We start from the raw sequence: 15619 nt of genomic DNA on the forward strand, positions 1-15619 counted from the left end.
CGTCGCGACGGGCCGCCGGAATCGGCGTGCCATTGACCGTACGGGCTCCCGCACACGTGTGGACAGGGCAGACAAGGAGCGAGAATCCGATGGCCGACCCGAAGCAAGAACAGCGTGACCGCTTCCGCGCCGAAGACCCGGCCTCCGGGCCCATGACAACCGACCAGGGCGTGCCGGTCGACCACACCGACGATTCCCTCCAGGTCGGCGAGCGCGGCCCTACACTGATGGAGGACTTCCACTTCCGGGAGAAGATCACCCGCTTCGACCACGAGCGGATCCCGGAGCGGGTGGTGCACGCGCGCGGAGCCGGTGCGTACGGGTATTTCCAGCCGTACCGCTCGTGTGCGGAATTCACCCGGGCCGCCTTTCTCCAGGACCCGTCCGTGAAGACCCCGGTGTTCGTCCGGTTCTCCACCGTGCAGGGCCCGCGCGGCTCCGCCGACACCGTGCGTGACGTGCGGGGATTCGCGACGAAGTTCTACACCTCGGAGGGCAATTACGACCTGGTGGGGAACAATTTCCCGGTCTTCTTCATCCAGGACGGCATCAAGTTCCCGGACTTCGTGCACGCGGTGAAACCGGAGCCGCACAACGACATCCCGACGGGCGCCTCCGCGCACGACACCCTGTGGGACTTCGTCTCGCTGCAGCCCGAGACGCTGCACACGATCATGTGGCTGATGTCCGACCGGGCCATCCCGCGCAGCTACCGGATGATGCAGGGCTTCGGCGTGCACACCTTCCGGTTCGTCAACGCGCAGGGTCAAGGCACCTTCGTGAAATTCCACTGGAAGCCGAAGCTGGGCGTGCACTCCCTGGTGTGGGACGAGGCCCAGGAGGCCCAGGGCCGGGACCCCGACTTCAACCGCCGGGACCTGTGGGACACCATCGAGGCCGGCGCGTACCCCGAGTGGGAGCTGGGCGTGCAGCTGGTACCGGAGTCGGACGAGCACGAGTTCGACTTCGACCTGCTGGACGCCACCAAGATCATTCCGGAGGAGCAGGTCCCGGTGGAGCCCATCGGCCGGATGGTGCTCAACCGCAACCCCGACAACTTCTTCGCCGAGACCGAGCAGGTCGCGTTCCACACGGCGAACGTCGTACCGGGCATCGACTTCACCAACGACCCGCTGCTCCAGGCCCGCAACTTCTCCTACCTGGACACCCAGCTGATCCGCCTCGGCGGGCCGAACTTCTCGCAGATCCCGGTGAACCGGCCGGTCACCCCGGTCCGCAACCACCAGCGCGACGGGTACCACCAGAACGAGATCCACCGGGGCGCCAACTACCACCCGAACTCGCTCGGCGGCGGCTGCCCCGCGCTGGCCGACCCGGACGACCCGGCGTTCCGGCACTACACCGAGCGCGTGGACGGCCGGAAGATCCGGCGCCGCAGCCCCAGCTTCGAGGACCACTACACGCAGGCGGCGATGTTCTGGCACAGCATGGCCGACTGGGAGCAGAAGCACATCGTCGACGCGTTCCGCTTCGAGCTGGGCAAGGTGGGCACCAAGGAGGTCCGCGCCCGTACCGTCGAGCAGCTCTCGTACGTGGACCACGCGCTGGCCGTCGCGGTCGCCGAGGGCATCGGCGTCCCCGCGCCGCCGGAGCGCCCGAACACGCCGCAGCCGGCCCCCTCCCCCGCGCTGAGCTTCGAGAACAACCGCGGCGACGGCTCGATCAGCACCCGGCAGATCGCCGTGCTGGTCTCCGACGGCGTGGACGCGGCGCAGACCATCGCGGTCCGCGACGCGCTGACCGAGCAGGGCGCGATCGTGGAACTGCTCGCCCCGCAGGACGGCACCGTGCAGGACAAGGACGGCAGCACGCTCGCCGTGGACCGGGCGCTGCCCACCGTCGCCTCGGTGCTCTACGACGCGGTGCTGCTGCCCCCGGGCGGTCTGGACTCCGGCAACGCGGCCGCCGACGACGCGGCCCTGCGGTTCGTCCGCAGCGCCTACCGGCACGGCAAGCCGATCGGCGCCCTGGGCGCGAGCGTGGACAAGCTGGCGGACCAGCTGCCGGGCGAGCTGCGTACGGCGGCCGACGGGGACGCGACCGTCTCCGAGGCGGGCATCGTCACCGACCGGCTCGCGGGCGGGACGACGGCCCAGGACTTCACGGGCGCGTTCGCCGAGGCGGTCGCGGCACACCGGCACTGGAACCGCCCGGCGCTGCCCGGCTGCCACCGGGCCGCAGGCGGTAAGCCGCAGGCGGTAAGCCGCAGGCGGTAAGAAGGCGGACGACCGAGAGACGGCCGTCCGCCTTCTTGCTCTTGTTGTCGCCTTCCCGGCCCGGCCGGGTCAGCGGGCCGAGCGTGAGGCGCCGCCGAACAGCCGGGCCAGCGCCCTGAACGGCAAGGTGACGACTGCCGCGAGCGTGCTGCCCACGGCCCTCAGCACGTCCGCGATCGCTCGGAACATCCCACGCACCTCCTGGTCTCGGTGGTCGCGGCGGGCCGGAACCGGCCGGACGCCCGTCCCCGGCCCGCCGCGAACGGCCGCAGCACCGGGTAGCCCCCGTACGGCGCGGGAAACCCGTACGGGCGGACGGGCCACCACCCGCCCGGGCATGATCACCGCACGGCAGGGAACCCGCTGGTGCGTGGGGCGCCCGGCGCACACCGGGTGCCCGGCGACCGCACCACCCCGCGAGCCCCGGGCCACGGCGCGCGCCGGACGACCGGCCCGCCGGGCCGCACGGCCGGCGGGCCCACAGGAAGGACTGCTCCATGGGAACCAAGGGAAACGACCGCGAGCACACCGACTCCGCCGCCGACGAGCTGGTCAAGGAGTTCGAGGACGCGGAGCTGGATGTCACGGGCGAGACGGACGAGGACGAGCGGGTCGGCAAGGAAGGGGACACGTTCTCCACCAACCTGGAGGAGCAGCAGAACGCGGCGGGTCACCCGAGAGGCGAGCCGGCCGACGAGCGCCCCTGACGCGTACCGGCGGAACGGGCCCGGGCACGGTGCGCCGCCGTGACCCGGGCCCGCTGCTCGGGATCGGCGGCCAGGTCAGCGGCTGTCAGGGCCATCGCCAGGGCGCCGTCCAGCACCGCGCGGTCGGCGTGCTCGCCGGTGGTCGCCTCGGCGAACTCGGCCGTGTGCGGCCGGGCGTGGCAGGACAGGCCGATGGTGGGGTGGACGGCGGGCAGCGCCTGGCTGATGTTGCCCATGTCGGTGGAGGCTCCGATGAACACCGCGGGCTCGGGGTCCCGGCCCAGGGCCCGTACGTGCCGTGCGTAGGTGTCGCCGAGCCACGCGTCCTGGCGCAGGTCGGCGTAGGCGGGGGACGGTTCGGTCAGCGTCAGCTCGCAGCCGGTGGCCACGGCGCCCGCCTCGAAGCAGGCCCGTACGCGGGGCCACAGCGTCTCCAGTTCGTCCAGGGTGTCCGCGCGCAGCTGCCAGCTCATCCGGGCGCGCGCCGGGATGATGTTGGTGCGGTCACCGCCGTGGGTGACGATGCCGTGCATCCGTACGCCGTCGGGCAGTTGCTGGCGCAGCAGGGCCAGCGCGGTCTGCGCGACCACGCACGCGTCGGCGGCGTTCAGGCCGTCGTACGGCGCGATGGCCGCGTGCGCGGCGCGGCCCTGGTACTCCGCCCGCACACCGCGTGAGGCCCGGGACGTACCGCCGAAGTCGTCCGCCGGCCCCGGGTGGACCATCAGCGCGCACGACACGTCGTCGAACGCCCCCGCGTCCAGCATGAGGATCTTGCCGCCGCCGCCCTCCTCCGCGGGCGTGCCCAGCGCCTTCACCCGCACCGCGAGGTCACCGGCGGCCGCCGCCAGCGCGATGGCCGCGCCTGCCCCGGCGGCGGCGATCAGATGGTGCCCGCAGGCATGGCCGAGGTCCGGCAGCGCGTCGTACTCCAGGCACAGCCCCACGGTCAGGTCGGCGTCGGCCGGTCCCGCGGTGGCGGTGAAGGCGGTCGGCAGCCCGGCCGTACCGCGCTCGACGGCGAAGCCCGCGTCCGCCAGCAGGCGGGTGAGGGCGTCGGCCGCGTGGTGTTCGGCGAAGGCCGTCTCGGGGTGCGCGTGGAGGTCGCGGGCGAGCGAGAGCAGCGGGTCGCGCACGGCGCCGAGCCGGGCGCGGATCGCGGCGTCAGGGGTGGCGGCGGGGGCGGTACGGGCCAAGGTCGGCCTCCTCGTCGGTGGGCATCCCGTAGCGGCCGGTGCGGCCGGAGCGCGCCCGGGTGGGGTGCGGTTCAGCGGTCCATGGTCATGGACCGTAACGCGGCGGCCGCCGCCAGGCCCAGAGTGTGCCTGCCGTTCCGTCCGCTCCGGCAGGCGGTGCTGGTGCGCTCGCGCTTCGTGGGACGGACGCGCCGTTCCCCCCGGTGTGCGCCCGGAATCCGCGACCGGGCGCGGAACGTGCGCCCTGTCCGGCCGGTGCGCCCGCTCCTAGCCTGCGAGCGTGGGTCACAGGAGGAAGAGCGAAAGGAAGGTCGAGTTGACGGTGACGGTCTTCACCAAGACCGTGAGCAAGCAGGTCACGGCGACTTCAGCCGGTTCCTACGGCTTCGCCTGACCAGCTCGGCCCTGCCTGCCGGGGCGGCCCTGGACCCGACGGCCGGCCCCGGCGGAAGGAGTCCGCCGCACGGCCCCGGCCCGCACGGCCCCGGCCCGCTCAGCTCCTGCGGCGGCGCAGCCACCAGGAGCAGAAGCCGCCCGCCAGGACGGCCAGGGCGAGGTAGACGGCGGTTTCGGACCACTGGAAGGCCCAGTAGCGGTCGGCGGGCTGGTAGGCGATCCGCGTGTGCAGGTCCGTCGGGACGGTGCAGCCCTCGGCTCCCCCGTCGCCGGCCGGCGCCGCGCTCTGCCCGCATTCCAGGCTGCGGCCGGTGTCCCGGCCGGACCGGTCGAGGACCGGGCTCGCCCCGGAGACGACCCAGTCACCGGGCCTGGACACCTGTACGTCCACGCGGGCCTCGGCGCCGGAGCCCGACCTGAGGAGCGTGAAGCGGCCCGACGTGCTCTGCGAGAGGTCCAGCGCGACATCGGTGTGCACCGGTTCCTGGAGGTACGGGCGGACCGCGACCGGCATCAGGATCTGGACGGCGGCGAAGACCGCGAGGGTGACGGCCATGGCGGGTACGGTCCGGCGGATCAGCAGCCCGGCGCAGGCGCCGACGGTGAACGCGAAGGCCGCGTAGCCGAGTGGCGCGATGCCACGGGCGCTGAACAGCAGGGGCGAGAAGCGGTCCATGGCGACCTGGTCGAGGGGACCCGCCCACCACGTCACCAGGAGGCTGAGCAGGCCGGTGACGGTGACGGCGGCCAGGCCGACGGTGGCGAGCTTGACCGCGAGCCAGCGGGCGCGCGTCACACTCTGGTTCCAGACCAGCCGGTGGGTACCCGTCTCCACTTCGCGGGCGATGAGCGGCGCGCCCCAGAAGACGCCGAGCAGGCCGGGTGCGGCGATCACCAGGCCCGTGGCGAGGTGGGACAAGCCGGTGTACCGGGAGAGGAAGTCCGCCTCGGCGGCGGCACAGCCACTCGCGCAGCCGGCGACGGCGGTGGCATAGGAGTGCCGCATTCGCAGGCCGGTGACCAGCAGGAGGAGGGCGATCGCGGCCAGGGCTGCGAGGGCGACGAGGACGTGGACGCGTAACTGGCGCCAGGTCAGCCAGATCATCTCAGCCTCTCCGGTACGGGTCGGGCGCCGGGCGTGGCTCCGGCCGGGTCCAGGTAGGTGAGCACGAGGTCCTCCAGGTCGAGCGGTTCCATGACCCAGGCCGGGTCGTGGACGGCGGTCTCGGCACGGACGACGAAGGTGCTCTGCCGGCCGGTGTGGACGGCCCGGACGACCTCCAGGCCGTCCGGCAGGCTGTCGCCGTCGCGGCGTGCCGTGGTGAGGCGGAAGTGGGTGGCGAGCAGTTCCTCGACGTCGCCGGCGAGCCGGACGCGGGAGGCGACGAGGGCGATCAGGTGGTCGCAGACCCGTTCCAGGTCGGAGACGAGGTGCGAGGAGAGGATGACGGTGGCTTCGTGCTCCGCCACGAACTCCATGAGGCCGCGCAGGAATTCGCGTCGCGCCAGCGGGTCGAGGGCGGCCACCGGTTCGTCCAGGAGGAGCAGTTCGGGCCGTTTGGCGACCGCGAGGGTCAGCGCGAGCTGGGCGCGCTGCCCGCCGGAGAGGGCGCCGGCCCGCTGCGCGGGGTCGATGCCGAGCCGGCGGATGCGGTCCGCCGCGAGCCGGGCGTCCCAGCCCGGGTTGAGGCGGGCGCCCAGGCGCAGGTGGTCGGCGACGGTCAGGGCGGCGTAGGCCGGTGCGTCCTGGGCGACGAAGCCGACCCTCGCCAGCTGTTCCGGGCCGGACGCGGGCGGCTCGCCGAGGACCGTGACGGTGCCCGAGGTCGGCGAGATCAGCCCGCAGGCCAGTTGTAACAGGGTCGATTTCCCGGCGCCGTTGGGGCCGACCAGCCCGACCACCCGCCCGCGCGGCACGCTCAGGGTGCAGTCGGACAGCGCCCGGCGGCGCCCGTACCGCTTGCCCAGGCCTGCGGTTTCCAGAATCGCGGTCATGTCTCCTCTTCGATGTGCGTACGGAACGTGGTCCGGAACAGCGCCTCGATGCCCTCCTCGTCCAGCCCGGCGGCCCGCGCCCTGCCGAGCCAGCGCCGCAACTCCCGGCGCAGCGGCTCGTGTTGGGCGGGCGAGAGGTCGCCGAGAGTGCCGGTCACGAAGGTGCCGACCCCGGGTTTGGGCGCGGCGAGGCCCTGGTGTTCGAGTTCCCGGTACGCCTTGAGGACGGTGTTGGGGTTGACCGCCACCTGGGCCGCGACGTCCTTGACCGTGGGCAGGCGGTCCCCCTCGGAGAGCAGGCCGAGGCGCAGGGCCTGGCGTACCTGCTGGACCAGTTGCAGGTACGGCGCGACACCGGAGCGGGTGTCGAGGTGGAACTCCATCACGGACCAACTCTATTCATCTAGGCTCCTAGCACTTTAGGACTCTAGCTGTATGACGGCCCGCATCCTGGTGTCCCGTAACGGAGTTGGCCGGATCCCGGACGGTCGCGGCCGGTTCGCGTCCGTTGCCGTCGCTGACGTGCCGCTCCCGTACACGCGAAAGACCGGTGCCCGGACAGTGCGGAGACTGTCCGGGCACCGGTCCGGTGCGTCTGTGGGCCTACTCGTGCTGGGTCGGTGTGCTCCAGCGGAGGATGGCGCCGAGGCCGCCGGCCGGGGCTTCGGCGGGGTCGCGGACGACCACGGCCTCGGCCCCGTTCGCGGCGGCCGAGCGGAGCAGGGCATCGTCCGCGCGGGCCGCTGACGGGTTGGTCTCCCCCAGGTACTGCAGTTCGGAGTTGCGGACCGCCAGCTGGTCGGCGCCGGGGCCCACCCAGACCTCGCGGCCGGCGTCGGCGCCGCCGGGGGTGATGATCAGGGTGTCGATGCGGTGCTCGCGCGCCGCCTCGACGAGGGCCGGTACGCCGGTCGCGGCGTACGCGGGGTCCGTGCCGCCCACTCCGGCGCCCGCCCGGAAGCGGTCGAGGACGTCGGCCACGTGGTCGCGCTCATGGGCGGCGCGTACGTGGGCGATGTCGCGTGCCAGCGCGGTGCTGTCGGAGCCCGCGGCCCGGCCGCCGTGGTCGCTCTCGTAGGTCACCGAGCGCAGCTGCTCGGGGAGCTTGTCGTGGACCGAGCGGCGTTCGCGGGGTCGCCCGCCAGCAGCATGAGCTTGGCGCCGCAGCTGTGGAAGACGCGCTGCGCGGCCTCGGCGATCTCGCCGGCGTTCTGCTCCCAGGTGTTCTCGACCGCGGTCTGGAAGTGCCGTTCGGACCAGTCCGCCGTAGCGGTACGGTGGATCGGCCAGTCCACGCCGTCGACCTTGCCGACCGCCTCGCCGCCCCGGTCGTCGTGCAGCTCGAAGTCGGCGCCCTGGCGGTCCACGTAGACCACGAGGCAGCCGGCGTTGTCCGCCGCGGCCTCGGCCCACGGAGTGATCCTGGGCAGCGGCGACCAGGCCGCGAACGACTGGGCGGGACGCCCGGCGAGCGGCGTGTCCAGGACGACCTCGCCGTCCGTGGCGAAGACCGCCCGCCCGGAGAGGGCCGCGGTGTCACCGTCGGCGCGGAATCCGGCCAGGGCCTCGCGCACGGCGTCGCACGTGGCCCGGTCCGCCCCTTGCTCCGCGAGCTGCCGGGCCGCCGCGTCCGCCGACAGCTCCCGCTGCTTGGCCGCGTCCTCGGTGCTGTGCGGCACCTCGGCGTACACGGAGGCCCAGGGGCCCGGCCGGTCGATGATCGGTTGAAGGAGCGAGAGGTGCATGGCGCTTCCTCCTCAGGGTGCGCGGGTCACCGACTGACAGGCGTGACAGCCTTGACGGTGATGTCTTGACGGTGTTCCGGGTGCCCGGTTTTCGATGGTTACAACGTGTGCGGACGGTTTCTGTGTGGCGCTCGCGGCCGGTGGGTCCCGTGTGCCGGACACGTGCTCGTGTGCCGTACACCGCTCCCCGGCCGTACGCCGCCGTCCGGCCTGTCCGCACGCGTGCCCGTTCACCGCGCCGCCATGCCCCTCCATCACCGGACTGGTTGTCGCTTCACCCTTTCCTCGCGGGCTCCTCCTCCACTCTCGGCCCTCGGCGCGGCGGGCGCACCCGGAGCGCGCCCGCCGTCCGCCCGTTCAGCGGCTCCCCTCGGCACCCTCCCGCTCCCGCACAGCCCGACCGCCGTCGAGCTCCAGCTCACGTCCGCTGAACCCGCTGCGGAAGCGTCGGTCGTGGGAGACCACGACCACCGCGCCGCGGTAGGCGGACAGCGCCTCCTCCAGCTCCTCGACCAGGGCGAGCGAGACATGGTTGGTCGGCTCGTCCAGGACCAGCAGGTCGGCGGGGCGCGTCACCAGGCGCGCCAGCTCCAGCCGGCGCCGCTGGCCGACGGACAGGGCCGCCACCGGGACCGCCAGGTCCTCCTCCCGGAACAGCCCGAGGGACAGCAGCCCGGGCGCGTGCTCCTCGGGCGGGCCGGGGAGGCCGGCGGCGAAGGCGGCGAGCAGGGACTGCCGGGGCGGTGCGGTGGACAGTTCCTGCGCCAGATATCCGGTACGGGCCGGTCGGCGCACGGTGCCCGTGTCGGGGCGCAGGTCACCGGCCAGGACGCGCAGCAGCGTCGACTTGCCCGCGCCGTTGGGGCCGGTCACCAGCAGGCGGCCGCCCGGCCGCACGGTCAGCTCGGCGATGCGGAGCCGGTCGCCGACGGTGATGTCGGTGAGTTCGGCGAGCGGGCCAGGTGTGGTGGCGGCTGTAGCGGCGGGCCGTGTCGCAGCCGTGGTGGCGTACGGGGTGGCGGAAGGGGTGGCCGTGGCCAGTTCGGCCGTGAACCGGAGCGGTACGGGAGGCGGCGGCACCGGATGGCGCCGGAGCCGGGCCAGCCGCTGCCGGGCCGCCCTGACCTGGCCGGACAGTTTCGCCTCGTGCGAGCGGCGGTGCTTGCCGAAGCCCTCGTGCGGGTCCTTGCCGGTCCCGGCCAGCCGCCGGCCGGCCGACTCCGCCAGATCGGCGGTCCTGGCGACCTCCGCCAGCCACTCCTCACGGTCCCGCGCCCAGCGGCGGCGGGCCGCGGCCTTCGCCGTACGGTAGCCCTGCCAGCCGTCGCCGTACCGCGTGACGGTCCGCAGGTCGCGGTCGACCTCAAGGATGGCCGAGGTGACCGTTTCGAGCAGGTCACGGTCGTGGGTGACGACGACGAGCGTGCCGCGGTGCGCCGCGAGGTGTGCCGTCAGCCAGGCGATGGCCTGCTGGTCTAGGTGGTTGGTGGGCTCGTCGAGCAGGAGCAGTTCGGGTGCGGCGGCCAGTACGCAGGCGAGCGACAGGCGCGACCGCTCGCCGCCGGAGAGCGAGCCGAGCACCCGGTCGCGGGTGAGGTGGCCCAGGCCGAGGCCGTACAGGGCGGCGTCCACACGGGCGTCGGCCTGGTAGCCGCCACGCTCCTCGTACGTGGTCAACAGCTCGCCGTACGCGTCGAGTTCGTCCGGCGTCGCGGTGGCCAGCGCGGCTTCCGCGGCGCGTATCCGGGCTTCGAGGTCACGCAGTTCGGCGAGCGCCGCGTCGACGGCGTCCTGGACGGTGCCGCGCGGGTCGAGTGCGGAGGTCTGGCCGAGATGGCCGGTGCCGCCGGGGAAGGACACGGTGATCTCGCCCGTGTCCGGCGCCTCGGCACCGGCCAGCAGCCGCAGCAGCGTGGATTTGCCGGCGCCGTTCTCGCCGATGACGCCGGCCTTCTCGCCGGGGCGCACGGTCAGCGACACCTGCTCCAGCACGGTGCGGTCACCGTAGCCGCGGGAGACGTCTTTCATGGTCAATTGGGCGCGATGGCGCACGGGTATTCCCTGGGTACGTCGTGGCCGCGCCGGGCGCGCTGCGCACGGGGGCCGGATTCCGATGGAGGCCGGGAAGGCAGCGCGCAGGAGAATGCGAAATGCGGGTACGGATGCGTCTCCGGCTGCGGCTGCGGAAAGAAGGTGACCGCGGAATCGGCGCGGCGGCCCGGCGGCAAGTGATCCTGCGCGGGCGGCAACGCTGCCGGTCGTACGGCGGAGCGGCGAAGCCTCAGCCGGCCGCGGTCACGCCCGGTCTCAGATGAAGTAGTACCAGGAAGCCATGTCCTCCACTGTAGCCGACAGGCTCGGACGACGAACGGAAATAACGGCGCGGGACACGCCCGTACCGGGCCGCGCCGGGCCGGTCCCATTCCCGCACGCGGTGCGCCGCGTCCCGGCGCCGGTCCCAGTATTTGAGATGCCGGAGCGTTACGTTGCGAGGACGCGGACGCCTGACGGAGACTCCGACCGGGAACGCGTACGTCCGTTTCCCGTATCCCTGAGAGAGTTCGGAACACCCACCGTGAGTCTGCTGCGCAAAAGCCTTTGGAGCGAGCCGTCAAGGAGGCTCGTGGAGAGGGCGAACAACAACTTCGCCGGGATCTTTCCGCGCTCGATCTGACCATCCTCGGGGTCGGTGTCATTCTCGGCACCGGAATCTTCGTGCTGACCGGTACGGTGGCCCGGAACATGGCCGGACCGGCCGTGGCGCTCTCCTTCGTCGTCGCCGCCGCGGTCTGCGCCTGCGCCGCGCTGTGCTACGCCGAATTCGCCTCCTCGGTCCCGGTCGCGGGCTCCGCGTACTCGTATTCGTACACCTCGCTCGGCGAACTGCCGGCCTGGATCATCGGCTGGGCGCTGAGCCTGGAACTGACCCTGGCCACCGCGGTGGTGGCGGTCGGCTGGTCCGGTTATCTGCAATCGATGCTCAACAGCCTCGGACTGCACCTTCCCGCCGCGCTGAGCGGGGGTGACGACGCCGTGGTGAACCTTCCCGCGGCGCTTCTCGTGCTCGTTCTGGGCGTGGTGCTCGTCGTCGGCGGAAAGCTGTCCAAGGGCGTCACCAACGTGCTGGTCGGCATCAAGCTGGCGATCGTGCTGCTGGTCATCGTCGCCGGGCTGTTCTTCATCGACACCGCGAATTACCAGCCCTTCGTTCCCGAGGCGCAGCACACCGCCAAGGTGTCCGGACTACAGGCTCCGCTGTTGCAGCTTCTGACGGGCATCACCCCGACGGCATTCGGCGTCGCGGGAATTCTCAGCGCCGCCGCCATGGTCTTCTTCGCCTACATCGGTTTCGACATGGTGGCGACCTCCGCCGAGGAGACACGCCGCCCCCAGCGCGATCTGCCCATCGGCATCATCGCCTCGCTGATCATCGTCACCGTGCTGTACGTGGCGGTGTGCCTGGTGGTCACCGGAATGCAGCACTATTCACAGTTGTCGGTCAAGGCTCCGCTGGCCGACGCCTTCACCGCGAAGGGCCATCCCTTCTTCGCCACAGTCATCAGTCTCGGCGCGGTGGTCGGCCTCGCTGCGGTGAGTCTGATCTGTTTCCGGTCGCAGAGCCGCGTCATCTTCGCGATGGCCCGGGACGGGCTGCTGCCGAAGGCGCTGTGCAAGGTGGACCCGCGGCACGGCACCCCGAAGGCCAACCTGGTCGTGCTCGCCGTGATCATGGCGGCGCTGGCGGCGTTCCTGAAGTTCGACCTGCTCGCCGAAATGGTCAACATCGGCACGCTGTTCGCCTTCGCGGCGGTGTCCGCCAGTGTGCTGATCATGCGGCGCACGGCCCCCGACCTGCCCCGCGCCTTCCGTACGCCGTGGGTGCCGTTCATCCCGCTGGTCTCGCTGCTGTGCTGCCTCTACCTGATGCTCAACCTCCAGCTCATCACCTGGGTCGGCTTCCTGGTCTGGCTCGCGGTCGGCCTCGCGCTGTACTTCGGCTACGGCCGGCGGCACAGCAAGCTCAACGAGCGGACGCGGGACACGACGGAGGAGGCGCAGACCGCGGTGTAGCGGTACGGGGGTTCCGGACTGGACCGGGACCGGGACCGGTCTGGGCCGGACCGGGACTGAGCCGGGCGTACGGCGTCGGTCCCCCACAGCGTGCGCCGGTCCCCTCCCCTCACTTCGCCGCGGGCAGTTCCGCCAGGAACTCCAGCAGCGCGGCGGTGACCTCCGCCGGCCGCTCCTGCTGCGTCCAGTGGCCGCAGCCGGGCAGGGCCGGGGCCTGCCGCAGGTTCGGCATCACCCGTTCCAGGGCGGGCAGTAGCTGGTCGACGCCCGGGAAGGCGCGGACCAGGTCGCGGTCGCCCGCCATGTACAGGGCGGGAACGTCGATACCGCGGCCCTGGAACGGCGCGAGCAGTTCCCAGCTGCGGTCGATGTTGCGGTACCAGTTCAGACCGCCGGTGAAGGCACGGGCGCCGTGCCGGACGTACTCGCCGACGAAGGTCTGGATGTCCTCCTCGGTCAGCCAGCCGGGCAGTTCCGCCGGCTCCTCCATCGTGTCCAGCAGCTTGGCGCCCTCCGGAACGACCCACGGGCGCGGCGGGTCGGTGAACGGGCTGTCGCCGGAGCCGTTGGACAGTATGGCGCGGAAGGTGGCGGTCGGGTTCCGGGCCAGCTCGGCGTCGGCGACGCCCGGTTCCTGGAAGTAGACCTGGTAGAAGCCGTCCCCGAGGAGTTCCCGCAGGTGGGCCAGGGGCGCCACGGGAGAGCGCGGCGCGGGCGGCACGCTCAGCCCGACGACACCGCGCACCACGTCCGGACGCAGCAGTGCCGTCGTCCAGGCCACCGGGGCGCCCCAGTCGTGGCCGACGACGACCGCCTGCTCCTCCCCCAGCGCGTGGATCAGTCCGATCACGTCACCGGTCAGGTGCAGCATGGTGTACGAGGCGATGTCGGCCGGCTGGTCGCTGCGCGCGTACCCGCGCTGGTCCGGCGCCACGACCCGGTACCCGGCCGCCGCCAGCGGCGCGAACTGGTGGCGCCAGGAGTACCAGCACTCCGGGAAGCCGTGCAGGAGCAGGACCAGCGGCCCCTCCCCTGTTCGGCGATGTGCAGCCGGACGCCGTTCACCTCGACGGAGCTGTGCTCGACTGCGCTGGTCACATGTCCTCCTGCGGTCGTCTGCCGGGCGCACCGTTCGGTGCGGGGTCTCACGTAACGCACCGAACGGTACGGCCAACGGCCGCGCAGCGGAACGGCGTCGGACGGGCTTCACTCCCGCCCGACGGGGGCGCCGGCGGGCTGTGCCGCGGGCGCGCCGACGGCCACCTGGGTGGTGTGCCGGGCGGCGGGCGTGCCGGCGCTGGTCACGGTGATCGTCAGGGCTCCGGCCGGTCCCGGGGCGGCCCCCTGCCGCGGGGCGAGGGTGAACGGGGCGAAGGCCACACCCCGTTCGACGTCCCCCAGCGCGCAGGTCACGATCTGGCCCGCCAGAGCGCACCCGTGCCCCTCGTCGACCCGGGTGATGTCCGCCCGGCCCGCGAGGACGGGCAGGTCGATCCGTACCTCGACATCCTTGACGACGCGCGCCTCCCGGACCTCCAGGGTGATCCGGTACTCCTCGGGAAGGTGGTCCCGGAGCGGGAGGCGGTACGGGGGGATGGAGTAGGTGTCCGTCAGGCCGGTGAGCGTCAGCCGCGGCCCCGCGGCGGGCGCTTCGTCCGCGACCGCGGCCACCGGAGCCTTGCCGCCGGCCGTCACCGTCACGGCCAGCGTCACCAGCACCACGGCCGCGGCGGTCCCCGCCACGCGCTGCGACCGTGTCCCGGTCATCGATCCGTTCATACGAGGCCAGACCGGCGCGGATGCAAGATGGTTGCACGCTTGACCAGAATTGGGCGGCTCCGCGGGGCACCGGCCTCTCACCGCATGTCCGTCCCGTCCCGGGGCTGGGTGCCCGGCATGAGCTGGACCAGGATCGTGTCGTCGTCCTCGATGACGAAGGCGGGGTCGGTACGGGCACGCCAGCCGACGGGGAGGACGTAGTAGCGGCGGTCGCGCTCCAGGATCAGGCGCAGCCCGGTGTAGCGGTAGCGGTAGTGCATGCCCGGGAGGGTCTCGGTCATCAGGCCGGGGCCGGTCAGGCTGAGGCGTTCGACGCTCAGCACGACGACGGCGGGACGGCGGACGAGGTGGGCGGCGGTCGACCGGGCGTCCTGCGTACCCAGGCGGCCCGCGACCAGGGCGATCACCCATACGAGGAACAGCGCTGCCGCCGCGATGGGAAAGCCCCTGCGCCACAGGCCACGCGCCGGGCGTACCGGGTTCGCCGCGTCGCTCTGGCCCAGTACGAGGCCGGTGGCCACGAGCAGCGGCGCCGCCCACCCGTACGGCTGGATGTGCTGCCACAGCAGCATCAGCACGACACCGGCGGCCACGAACAGTACGTACTGGCGGGCGACGGCCCGGCTCGCGCGGCGCATCCCGAGGGTGACGCGGTGCGGGACACGGAGCGAGACGAGCAGTTCCGGCAGGCGCGGCGTCACGGCCAGGAGGGCGAGGCTGACGAGGACCGGCAGAGTCACCAGGCGCAGACTCCAGATGATCATCTGGGGGAAGCCGAAGCCGAGGATCGACGCTCGGACGTGGAAGTAGGCGAAGTAGGCGCTGCTGTGCATGACGCCCGCGTAGAACATCAGGCCGCCGACGAGCGATCCGGCGCCCAGGACGGTGTTGGCCCACTCGAACCGCTGGCCGGGCTGCGGCGGCGTGTCGGGGCCGGAGGCACGGGAGAGCGGGGCAGCACGGCGGAGCTGTCTGCGGCGCCGGGCGCGGGCACGGGCACGGGCCGCGGCGGGGGCCGGATCGTCCGGTACGGCAGGCGGGGCGCTCATCGCCGGGTCAGGGCACGTCGGTGGCGGCCGGGCTGGGGCCTGGCCGGGTGTTCCCGGCGTCCGCCGACCGCGGGGACTGCCGGGTCTCGCCAGTCGGGCCGCCGTCCCCGTTCCGCCCGTACTGCCCGGTGTCCGTCTGCGAAGGGCTGGGGCCACTCTCCTCCGTCGGCGGGGAGGAATCGTCCGCCCGGCACGAGATCTTCCGACCCGTGGAGTCGGTGCACGACGGCGCGGGCGACTCGTGGCCTTGGCTGGGCGTGTCGCCGACGCCGAACGTCTCCGGGCTGCCGGTGTCCTCCGGCGGCTGTGACACCGGTGCGACCGGGTCGCCACCCTGGCTGTACGCGGCCGAGCCCTCTCCGGCGCCGTGCGAACCGTCTCCGGCGCTGTACGAGCCGTCCCGGCCGCCGGGCCCACCCGCGCTCGACCCGTGCGCGCCTGACC

The 15619-nt window shown here is 72.8% G+C and carries 11 protein-coding genes and 2 pseudogenes; 3 read left to right on the forward strand and 10 right to left on the reverse strand.

Features of this window, described 5'->3' with window-relative positions; all coding sequences use genetic code 11:
* Window positions 1-89: 89 nt before the first annotated feature.
* Entirely contained in the window at window positions 90-2237 is a 2148-nt protein-coding gene (locus ACEXOX_RS08525) for a catalase (protein WP_406519800.1), read from the forward strand.
* Window positions 2238-2306: 69 nt separating this feature from the next.
* On the opposite strand, the gene ACEXOX_RS08530 is transcribed toward ACEXOX_RS08525, so the two are convergent.
* Entirely contained in the window at window positions 2307-2426 is a 120-nt protein-coding gene (locus ACEXOX_RS08530) for an LPFR motif small protein (protein ID WP_280526800.1), read from the reverse strand.
* A gap of 308 nt (window positions 2427-2734) precedes the next feature.
* Here ACEXOX_RS08530 and ACEXOX_RS08535 point away from each other — a divergent pair, with 308 nt between their 5' ends.
* Complete coding sequence (locus ACEXOX_RS08535; RefSeq protein WP_406519801.1) at window positions 2735-2944, forward strand: hypothetical protein; 210 nt, start codon at window positions 2735-2737, stop codon at window positions 2942-2944.
* Here ACEXOX_RS08535 and ACEXOX_RS08540 read toward each other — a convergent pair.
* The 6 genes and pseudogenes from ACEXOX_RS08540 to abc-f all read right to left on the reverse strand — a co-directional run bounded on the left by ACEXOX_RS08540 (window position 2908) and on the right by abc-f (window position 10304).
* Window positions 2908-4140, reverse strand: a complete 1233-nt coding sequence (locus ACEXOX_RS08540; protein ID WP_406519802.1) for an amidohydrolase — start codon at window positions 4138-4140, stop codon at window positions 2908-2910. The genes ACEXOX_RS08535 and ACEXOX_RS08540 overlap by 37 nt on opposite strands.
* Before the next feature lie 493 nt (window positions 4141-4633).
* The gene (locus tag ACEXOX_RS08545; RefSeq protein ID WP_406519803.1) at window positions 4634-5641 is read right to left on the reverse strand and encodes an ABC transporter permease; all 1008 of its coding nucleotides are present in this window, start codon (window positions 5639-5641) and stop codon (window positions 4634-4636) included.
* Window positions 5638-6531, reverse strand: a complete 894-nt coding sequence (locus tag ACEXOX_RS08550) for an ABC transporter ATP-binding protein (protein WP_406519804.1) — start codon at window positions 6529-6531, stop codon at window positions 5638-5640. The genes ACEXOX_RS08545 and ACEXOX_RS08550 overlap by 4 nt, the downstream gene beginning before the upstream one ends.
* On the reverse strand, window positions 6528-6917 hold the full coding sequence (locus ACEXOX_RS08555) for a GntR family transcriptional regulator (RefSeq protein WP_406519805.1): 390 nt from the start codon (window positions 6915-6917) through the stop codon (window positions 6528-6530). Before ACEXOX_RS08555 ends, ACEXOX_RS08550 begins: the two co-directional genes overlap by 4 nt.
* 217 nt (window positions 6918-7134) lie before the next feature.
* Window positions 7135-8276, reverse strand: a pseudogene (locus ACEXOX_RS08560) (Vms1/Ankzf1 family peptidyl-tRNA hydrolase).
* Window positions 8277-8633: 357 nt separating this feature from the next.
* Window positions 8634-10304, reverse strand: a complete 1671-nt coding sequence (gene abc-f, locus ACEXOX_RS08565; protein WP_406519806.1) for a ribosomal protection-like ABC-F family protein — start codon at window positions 10302-10304, stop codon at window positions 8634-8636.
* 570 nt (window positions 10305-10874) lie between these two features.
* Between abc-f and ACEXOX_RS08570 the strand changes: the two genes are divergently transcribed.
* Complete coding sequence (locus tag ACEXOX_RS08570; protein ID WP_406519807.1) at window positions 10875-12347, forward strand: amino acid permease; 1473 nt, start codon at window positions 10875-10877, stop codon at window positions 12345-12347.
* 109 nt (window positions 12348-12456) lie between these two features.
* Here the strand turns inward: ACEXOX_RS08570 and ACEXOX_RS08575 are convergent.
* From ACEXOX_RS08575 to ACEXOX_RS08585, 3 genes and pseudogenes are all read right to left on the reverse strand, one after another.
* Window positions 12457-13445, reverse strand: a pseudogene (locus ACEXOX_RS08575) (alpha/beta fold hydrolase).
* Between the two features lie 108 nt (window positions 13446-13553).
* A complete protein-coding gene (locus ACEXOX_RS08580) occupies window positions 13554-14114 on the reverse strand; it encodes a hypothetical protein (protein ID WP_406519808.1) in 561 nt (186 codons plus the stop codon).
* An 89-nt stretch (window positions 14115-14203) separates the two neighbouring features.
* The gene (locus ACEXOX_RS08585) at window positions 14204-15175 is read right to left on the reverse strand and encodes a hypothetical protein (protein WP_406519809.1); all 972 of its coding nucleotides are present in this window, start codon (window positions 15173-15175) and stop codon (window positions 14204-14206) included.
* Window positions 15176-15619 lie beyond the last annotated feature (444 nt).

This window comes from Streptomyces sp. Ac-502 (assembly GCF_045222935.1).
In the GTDB taxonomy this organism is placed as follows: domain Bacteria; phylum Actinomycetota; class Actinomycetes; order Streptomycetales; family Streptomycetaceae; genus Streptomyces; species Streptomyces monomycini.

Bases quoted from the DNA above. Each gene is read 5' to 3' on its own strand.
- ACEXOX_RS08525 (WP_406519800.1), top strand. From the start codon at position 90: ATGGCCGACCCGAAGCAAGAACAGCGTGACCGCTTCCGCGCCGAAGAC.
- ACEXOX_RS08545 (WP_406519803.1), bottom strand. From the start codon at position 5,641: ATGATCTGGCTGACCTGGCGCCAGTTACGCGTCCACGTCCTCGTCGCC.
- abc-f (WP_406519806.1), bottom strand. From the start codon at position 10,304: ATGAAAGACGTCTCCCGCGGCTACGGTGACCGCACCGTGCTGGAGCAG.
- ACEXOX_RS08535 (WP_406519801.1), top strand. From the start codon at position 2,735: ATGGGAACCAAGGGAAACGACCGCGAGCACACCGACTCCGCCGCCGAC.
- ACEXOX_RS08550 (WP_406519804.1), bottom strand. From the start codon at position 6,531: ATGACCGCGATTCTGGAAACCGCAGGCCTGGGCAAGCGGTACGGGCGC.
- ACEXOX_RS08580 (WP_406519808.1), bottom strand. From the start codon at position 14,114: ATGACCGGGACACGGTCGCAGCGCGTGGCGGGGACCGCCGCGGCCGTG.
- ACEXOX_RS08585 (WP_406519809.1), bottom strand. From the start codon at position 15,175: ATGAGCGCCCCGCCTGCCGTACCGGACGATCCGGCCCCCGCCGCGGCC.
- ACEXOX_RS08530 (WP_280526800.1), bottom strand. From the start codon at position 2,426: ATGTTCCGAGCGATCGCGGACGTGCTGAGGGCCGTGGGCAGCACGCTC.